Origin of the sequence: Methylocaldum sp. (assembly GCF_035627495.1) — a bacterium.
In the GTDB taxonomy this organism is placed as follows: Bacteria; Pseudomonadota; Gammaproteobacteria; order Methylococcales; family Methylococcaceae; genus Methylocaldum.
On record NZ_DASPLO010000136.1, the window covers coordinates 1 to 7314 of the forward strand.

Consider the following 7314-nt stretch of genomic DNA (forward strand, 5'->3'; position numbering starts at 1 on the left):
AGCTGCCCTTGGCAACAACGGTCGACGAGTTCGAGAAACTCCTGCCCTGGCATCTCACCCAGCCCGTTGCGGCTACCTGACCCGATCGACTACAACCTCGTCTCGCCAAGCTCAAGGGCGTCGTTAAAAGAGCGCTTACAAGCAAGCTCCACCATCAATACCGAGCGTTTCCGGTTTGGCGCTGCTTTGGAGGGCCAGTCTTGTTGAGGAGAGACGGAAGGGAGAAAGGGGCAGGGGCGGGGCCAGAATATTGACCCCCATATCCTTCTGCAAAGTTTGATAATGTGCCCCGCATGTGCCGCGAGGCGTGTAAACTCTTGAATTGATTGGTAGTGGTGTGGAACCCTGCGCCAAACCTATGTAACTCAGCGCCTTAAGACCGCTGCCAACTGCTGCGGAAAGGTGCGAAATCCAGCCCCTACTGCCGACAATCCTACCAGTTCTGCCCGGCCGAGGTCACCAGCCGAGCGCATCAGACAGGACGCCAGTTCGATTCCCATTTGCGGAATTGAACCCGCGTCCGCATCGGCGCACCCGACTTTCGATCAGGCGCTGACGAACCGCTCCCGAAACGCTCGCCGGCCTTGGTCGTAAGGCACAGGGTTGGTGGCGTGCGGGACCGGCGCACTTCTGTCACCGATGAGGTAGTTGATCCGGTATGTGCAGTTGGGAGATGGGTGCAGCATCCCGCCGATGACCTGTTCGGAGTTCAGGACTCGCTCGTGGATCAGACGATTCAACACCTTCTGGACCTGCGGACCCAGCCCGACGAACACGGCATCCTTCAGCTCTTCGACCTCCGCCGCGAAGTTCTCCAGCAGGTACTTTCTCAGCAGCGGATGCTTGGTCATGTCCGGGGTGCCACGGTAATCGTCGTCCTTGACGAACACTGGATACCGCAGGAGGGATGTGGTCTGCACCAAGTGTCGCGAGGTGGAGAACAGGTCGGCCGAATCGCTTAGGCCGAGCCACTTGTGGAAGCCCCAATGGTTGAGCTGATTGATCAGGTTGCTGCGCAGCGGCTCGCCACTGAACGCGCCGACGCTCTTGGCAGCCTGGATTGCTTCCTTGCTGGACTTGCCAGCCTGAAGTGCGCGCCGCGCCTCGTTGTTTGCATTGACCATCTGGGTCGGGCCCGGTGTGATCCCGACCAGAACGATCCGTGCACTGGGGTTGATGTACTCGAATGGCGCGTAATAGATCTTCACGTCGCCGCTTGCATCCATCAATAGGCGCGGGTCGCGCACCACCGGAGGCGTCGACCCACAGAGAGCCGGTGCGTACTTTTCGAACGAGTCTGTTTTCATTGCTCTAAGATGTCCTTGTCTACAACGGGGCCGTCTGGTGGATCAGTCCGAAGCCCACAGCCGCTCGTCATCCTGGGTCGCCGCCCAGAAGTCATCGAACAGCGCCAGCTTCGCTTCGTCCTTGGTCGCGTAGGTCTTGGTACTGAAGCGGCTGCCGATCCGGTAGCCCCACCGCTTGAACTTGTTCATGTGCACGCCGAGGTTATGGCCATCGACATTCAAGAAGCTGTTGCCCTTGGCGGATACCCGCCACTTGCGCTGTAGCCAACGGGTGCGGCGGGCTGCCCGGTTCCGCAACTTGGCCTCACGCCGCTTCGGCCCCTCGTAGTCGCCGCTCATCTTCTCGGCGCAGACGCACCCGACGTCGAAGTTTTCGTCCAGATCCGGGTGCTCCATGATGTGGACGTAGCGGATCTTCTCGTTGCCGCACATCTGGCAGGTCGCGTAGTCGGTTTCGTCTGCTGACTCGCCGTCGGCCCGCAGGTCGACCACGTCCACGCAATGCCACCCTTTGTGGGGCACGCCCGGCTGGTCCCATCGATTTCCGCTCACGACTGACCTCCCTGATCCTGAGTCATCGAATACTTGCCTGTATGGCAGTCCACGCCACATCCCAGCGTACCCGTTCCTGCTCGAGGCGGACTTGTTGCCCACAGGTATTGCTCTTGAGCGATTGATAGAGCTTTTGTTCGGTGCTGGTGAGTAATGGGAGTTCGATGGAAAGGTGCTGGTCCTTCTCTTCCACCCATAAATCTCGATGACTCATCAGCGTTGACTCATCCATAAGCACAGTCTTCAAGCTAGGGATGTATGTTCTCGCTCGATTAAGAATCGCAAAGCCATGCGTATCAATGTCTCCCCAGTAGATACATTGCGCCTGTTGTAGCCATGGAAGCTGCCCCAGAACGTCAACCGCGTAACCCAGTCGCATGATCACAACCGCCCCTGTCAGGTCATCAAAGGCAAGTCCAGTTTGAAGGTTCTCGACAATGAAGACATTCGTTGGCCGTATGCCAATGCTTGCCACCTCCTCACAAGGTGCAGAGATATCGCCAAGGCCGCCCAAACGGGCTCTCAGCTCTGGGTCCAGAACGCGCATGCGCATTAACTGCGGCTGCGGCCTCAAACCGCAGCGCATAAAGAAGTCGCGCTCTCCTGTCGGGTCACCCTGGAGCGTTGCAACCAAGTCAGAGATAAGGCCTTTTCTAGAATCCAGCCATTTGCTGTCGGCACCGGGAACCGAAATTTGTCGTGGGTAGAGATTGGATTCCGGATTGAGATTGATCCAATCCAGCATCTCTGACAGCCGACGAAAATCGACATCGCTGTAATCAGCGAGGACATCAAAATACCTCGGCAACTGCTGCGCCAGTACCGGCCAGCGAACAGTGAGCGTCTGGTAGCGAGATTGGGCATACTGCCATCGCGCGGATTCGCCAATCCACAAGGCAACATCTTCAGGGCCGCGTAACGCCAGCTTCTCTGGCAGTCGCTGGACGCCAAGCGCTTTCCACCGGCGCTCACACCAGGAAAGGGTGCCGATTCCTTGCCATTGCTGCCATGCATTCACCCAGGCGCGAACGCCGTCGACTTGCCGCAGAGCAGCCTGCTCCGTCGGTATGTCGAGCGGAACTTCCAGCGGCCATTGGCTCTCGCCAGCATCACCGATCAACCAGTCGCGGTGTTTGCTCTGAAAGCGACGCACGAGAAACTGTCTGACATCTTCAGGAAGCTTCAACGCTAGCCTCCTCTCGAGCGTGCTCCGGCAGCTTCAACCGCTGACGGTCACCGTCGTACTCGATCAGCAAGACGCCTGACACTCGCCGGTCGCTGATATCTACGAAGCAGGCTCCACCGATGAATGGTTCGAGGGTCATGACGGACTTCAGCGGCGTAGCGACGACCATTTGAAATCCGAAATTGGTAAAGATGTTCATCGCCAAAGCAGTGAACTCGTTGTCAGCCTTGTCGAATGCCTCATCAAGCACGACGGGGGCATACATCGGCACGCCGTGGTCGTTTCCTCCCAGTTGATACCGTAGCGCTGCCGCCAAACACGTGGTGGCAAGTTTCTGGCGTTGACCTCCGGACTTGCCAGCACCGCTTCGGTAGATCTCGACCTCGACACCGCCTTCATCGATCTCCCGTCCGATGAATTCAACATGCTGTCGAACATCGAGCACAGTCTCGCGCCAGCGTTTTTGCTCGGGGTCCTGACTGGCTAGTCGATCAACAAGTCGGCGCAGGGCCAGGAACCGCGCCTCTGCAAACTCGCGATCCTCGGTCCACGCATGGCTAAGCGCCTGCTGGATTTCCTGCTTGAACTCCTTGACGTCAGCAAGCTGCCGGTCACTGGCATCGATGTGGAGATAGGTGCGTTGATTGGTACTTTGGTTGAACGGCACCTGGCCAAGGCTGTCGTTAACCAGATCCATCCGTTCAAGGATGGCCTTACGCGCATCGTTCAGGTAGGTGGAGAGTGCTGCCAGATTCTGGTGGCTTTGGTTCTGCAGCAGTTCGAAGAATCGCTGCTCGTAGGCGGGCAGGCCATCCGTTTCCAGTCGAACCAACTTGGCGAAAAAGTCCGGTGCGCTGGCGAGGCTCGTGTCCATGTCACCAGCATCCATTGGCCACTGCCGTTTGAAATCGGCAAAGCGTGCTTCTATTTCCTTCTCGCAATCGCCGATCTCATCTTTGATCTCACCGATTTCTGTGTTGAGTCCTCTCTCAACAGCGGTTGCTACCTTGTCGAGGCTTTCGAGCCTGATCGCGTCTGACTGCTTGGTGAATCGTTCGTCGAGCCCCTTGATCTGATGGGGAGTCAATGGAACTCTGGAAGCATCTTGAAGGAGGGATTCAAGCTTCTGCGTGCTGTCGTTGATCTGCTTGAGAACTGAGTCATGCGCGACCTTGGCTTCTCGGAGGTCCTTGTCTGCTTGATCAACCAAGTTCTTTTGCTTGTCGATCCGCTCACTGATTTGCAGTAAGGCAGTATTGCCTTCCCGCGCTTCGCGAATCTGCCGTTCGATGGTGGAAATGCGGTCTAGCAATGGTATTACATCGATTTCCTGCCACTGGAGATTCACCAAGGTCTGGCACTGCATCGCTCGGGTCGCACGATTCTTGTCTTGGCCGGCGAGGGTTTCGATTTCTCCCCCGAGGCGCGTAATCGTCGCAGCCAGCTCCTGGGCCTGGGCTTGAAAGAGCCCAAGCTTCTCGCGGTTATCGAACCCGAGCACCCAGTTTCGTCGGTCGCCGACACTTCTCCGGTCGTCTTTCTCATGCCGGGTTTTGCTGTGCTTGACCTGGCCCTCACGGGTGATGGCTCGATCAGCGCTCCTGAACGACTGAATGGAGTCGACGCACGCGTAATCGAAGCGTTGCCGTAGCTCGGCCTGGAGCCAATCGGCATACGTACCCTCTTTGACGTTCAGCTTGAGGACGAGCGAGTTAACGCCGATGGGCTTCGCCTGCCAGGTCTCCGGGCGGCCAGTTCGGTAGTAGACCAGACGCTGCCCAAGATGGGTGTTGTTGATGTAATTGGCCAGCGCCGAATACTGGCGTTCGTCCACCAAGAGTGAGAGCGCAAATCCGTGCAGTACGCGCTCGATGGCACCTTGCCACTCGGCCTCGTCAGGCTTCACCTCGATGAGTTCGCCAACAAAGGGCAGTGCCGACTCCGAGATCCCGATGCCTGCGGCGATGTCTCGGCGCATTTCCAGCATATCGGCTGGAATATTCGATGGCTGGCGCTGGAGTGCCTGCACCTCCTTCACCGCTTGCGAAAATGCTGTTTCGGCGTCCTTCTTTTGACCTGCCAAGCGGAACTGTTCTTCGCGGTTCTCGCTGCTACGTTGCTCCCAGTTTTCGACTTCCTGCCGCGCGTTGCCCAACAGCTCAGCGAAGGCCTGAGGCGAATCCGGGAGGCTCCAGCCAAGCTTCTTGCATGCTTCTTCAGCCTGACCGCGTTTGCGCAGGCGATCCGTGCGCTGGCCTTCTAGACCAGATTTCTCTGCCTCCCATTGCTCGATCTGATCACCGCCTGCTTCACGGTGCTGTCGCTCCAGATCGCGCAAGGTTGTGGCGTGGTTATCCAGGATGCTCTGGCGTCGACTCACTTCACCTTCCGAGCCGCTGGCTTGCACCTCCAGGGACTCGACATGCTGCTTGAGGAGTTCAACGCGGCGGGCTTCCCGGTAGCCATCAACGCCCACCCGAAGCTCATCCAGACCATTGCGCTGTAGCATCAACGAATCTCTGCGCTGATACTGCTCCCGCGCTGGCGCAAGTGTTTGAACCTGCTCGCGAGCGGTCACTACCGCCTGATGAGCAGCATTGAGTTCACCAAATTCGCTGACCAAGCGATCCGCCACTTCGAAGGTTTCGGGCTTGTCGAGCATGAAGTCGCGCAGGAAGGTATTGAGGTCGCCGAGATTCTTGGCCGACTGGGTTTTGTGCAGCAAACGCAGCGCCATTTCGCTCTCGATACCAAGCAGGCGGCAGAATCGTTCGCAATAGGGACGAAACTCGTCGCGGGCAAACGCCTCGGGGAAAGACTGCTTGAGCTTCCGGATGTCGAAGTTGGATTGGCCGAAGTCCTCGAGCTCGCGCAGATCAAAGACCCGCTCCAAGACAAGGTAGTGGCGTTTGACGTCGGTGCTTCCATTCGCATTGCCGCGCAGCCAGAACACCTGAACCAGCACCACAGACTGGCCCAATGCGTTCTGGTAGGTCAGTGCCAGGGCTGACCATGTGGTCCCGGAGCGCAAGTAGCGGGTGGCGATCTCACCCGACTCTCCATCCTTCTGTTCGGCCCACGCGCCGCGTATGTAGGAGACGAGGTTTCGGTCACGGCCGCTGCGGTCAGCCTCGCGCGCGGCAGCGTTGAAGTCGATCCAGCGAGGTGGCACCAGCAACGCCGAAAAAGCGTCGAGAAGAGTCGATTTCCCAGCCCCTGATCGACCGACAAACAGAAAGCCTCGTTCGCTGATCGGTACGTCATGCAGGCCAGAAAAGGTGCCCCAGTTGTAAACCTGCAGGCGAGTCATCCGGAACTGTTCCCGGGCGAACAAGGAGGCGGTTTGGGGTTCCGAGATCATTGGTCAGCCTCCTCATCGGGCTCAGTCTGAGCCAGTTGCGCTGGCGTCTCTCCGGCAGCCATGCGCTGATACAAGTGGGTCAGAGCTTGTATTTCCTCTGCTGAGAAGAGGAGCTTCAACGTCGGCGAAATCTCGAAGCGATCCTCACTCGAGCGAATTTTCTGGAGGATGCTGTGCTTCTTGATCTTCTCGATGGATGCATGAACCCGTTTCGCGAATCCCGCGCGGTCGGTGTTGGAAGCTCGCTCATAGAGGGTAAGAAACTCCATCATCTCGTCCGTCGACACCACGGCACGGTCGCCCTGCGAGTCCGCTTGGGTCAATCGCTGGCGAAGGTGGAGCAGCAGAATGGAGTCAATGAAGGTCAGCTGCGCGCGACGCAGCAGGAGTGGCACTTCAAGGTCGCCAGTATCTGCCTGGCGGGTGAAGGCAACTTGTACGTCCCGGTCGATGACCAGTTCGAGAAACAGTTCGGCAAGGCGCCGACGTATCACCGCTTCGTCTCGCACTAATATCGGCCAGAGTTTTGGATGTCTACGTCCGTCGAGCGAAGGTCCCGCAAGTAGCTGCACCAGGGCGCGCCGGGTATCCAGCGCCAACTCGCCGCTGTCACCCATGAAAAGGGTGTTGGCAGATGCCTGCGCAGGATCTGGCGCTTGTGCTTCGGCTGGCATCGCCGCTTCGTCGTTCTCAGACCAGTTCATTGGCCCGCTCCCTCAAAAAGAAGATCTTTGGAATTCGGGCGCTACGACGCTCGTCGTCGCCTCCAACCCAGCCTTATATCTCGATTCTGTTCTCGACAAGAGGCAGAATCCCCGACTGATCCTCGGGCCGGGAGCCGGGCAAGACGGACCCCGCCTTGGGCGTAAAACCTGTTACGTAGATGGTCACCCGACTCCCCTTCTCGC

General features: G+C 58.2%; 5 protein-coding genes. All 5 read right to left on the minus strand.

Features of this window, described 5'->3' with window-relative positions; all coding sequences use genetic code 11:
- Nucleotides 1–545: 545 nt before the first annotated feature.
- Nucleotides 546–1307 (minus strand): hypothetical protein, encoded by a 762-nt coding sequence (locus VEB01_RS10735; RefSeq protein ID WP_324875290.1) that lies wholly within the window; start codon nucleotides 1305–1307, stop codon nucleotides 546–548.
- A gap of 42 nt (nucleotides 1308–1349) precedes the next feature.
- The gene (locus VEB01_RS10740) at nucleotides 1350–1805 is read right to left on the minus strand and encodes a hypothetical protein (protein ID WP_202594174.1); all 456 of its coding nucleotides are present in this window, start codon (nucleotides 1803–1805) and stop codon (nucleotides 1350–1352) included.
- Between the two features lie 76 nt (nucleotides 1806–1881).
- A complete protein-coding gene (locus VEB01_RS10745) occupies nucleotides 1882–3045 on the minus strand; it encodes a Wadjet anti-phage system protein JetD domain-containing protein (RefSeq protein WP_324875292.1) in 1164 nt (387 codons plus the stop codon).
- The gene (locus VEB01_RS10750; RefSeq protein WP_324875294.1) at nucleotides 3032–6406 is read right to left on the minus strand and encodes an ATP-binding protein; all 3375 of its coding nucleotides are present in this window, start codon (nucleotides 6404–6406) and stop codon (nucleotides 3032–3034) included. Before VEB01_RS10750 ends, VEB01_RS10745 begins: the two co-directional genes overlap by 14 nt.
- Nucleotides 6403–7110 carry a DUF4194 domain-containing protein gene (locus tag VEB01_RS10755; RefSeq protein ID WP_324875296.1) on the minus strand — a complete coding sequence of 236 codons (708 nt, stop codon included), beginning with the start codon at nucleotides 7108–7110 and terminating at the stop codon, nucleotides 6403–6405. Before VEB01_RS10755 ends, VEB01_RS10750 begins: the two co-directional genes overlap by 4 nt.
- Between the last annotated feature and the right edge of the window lie 204 nt (nucleotides 7111–7314).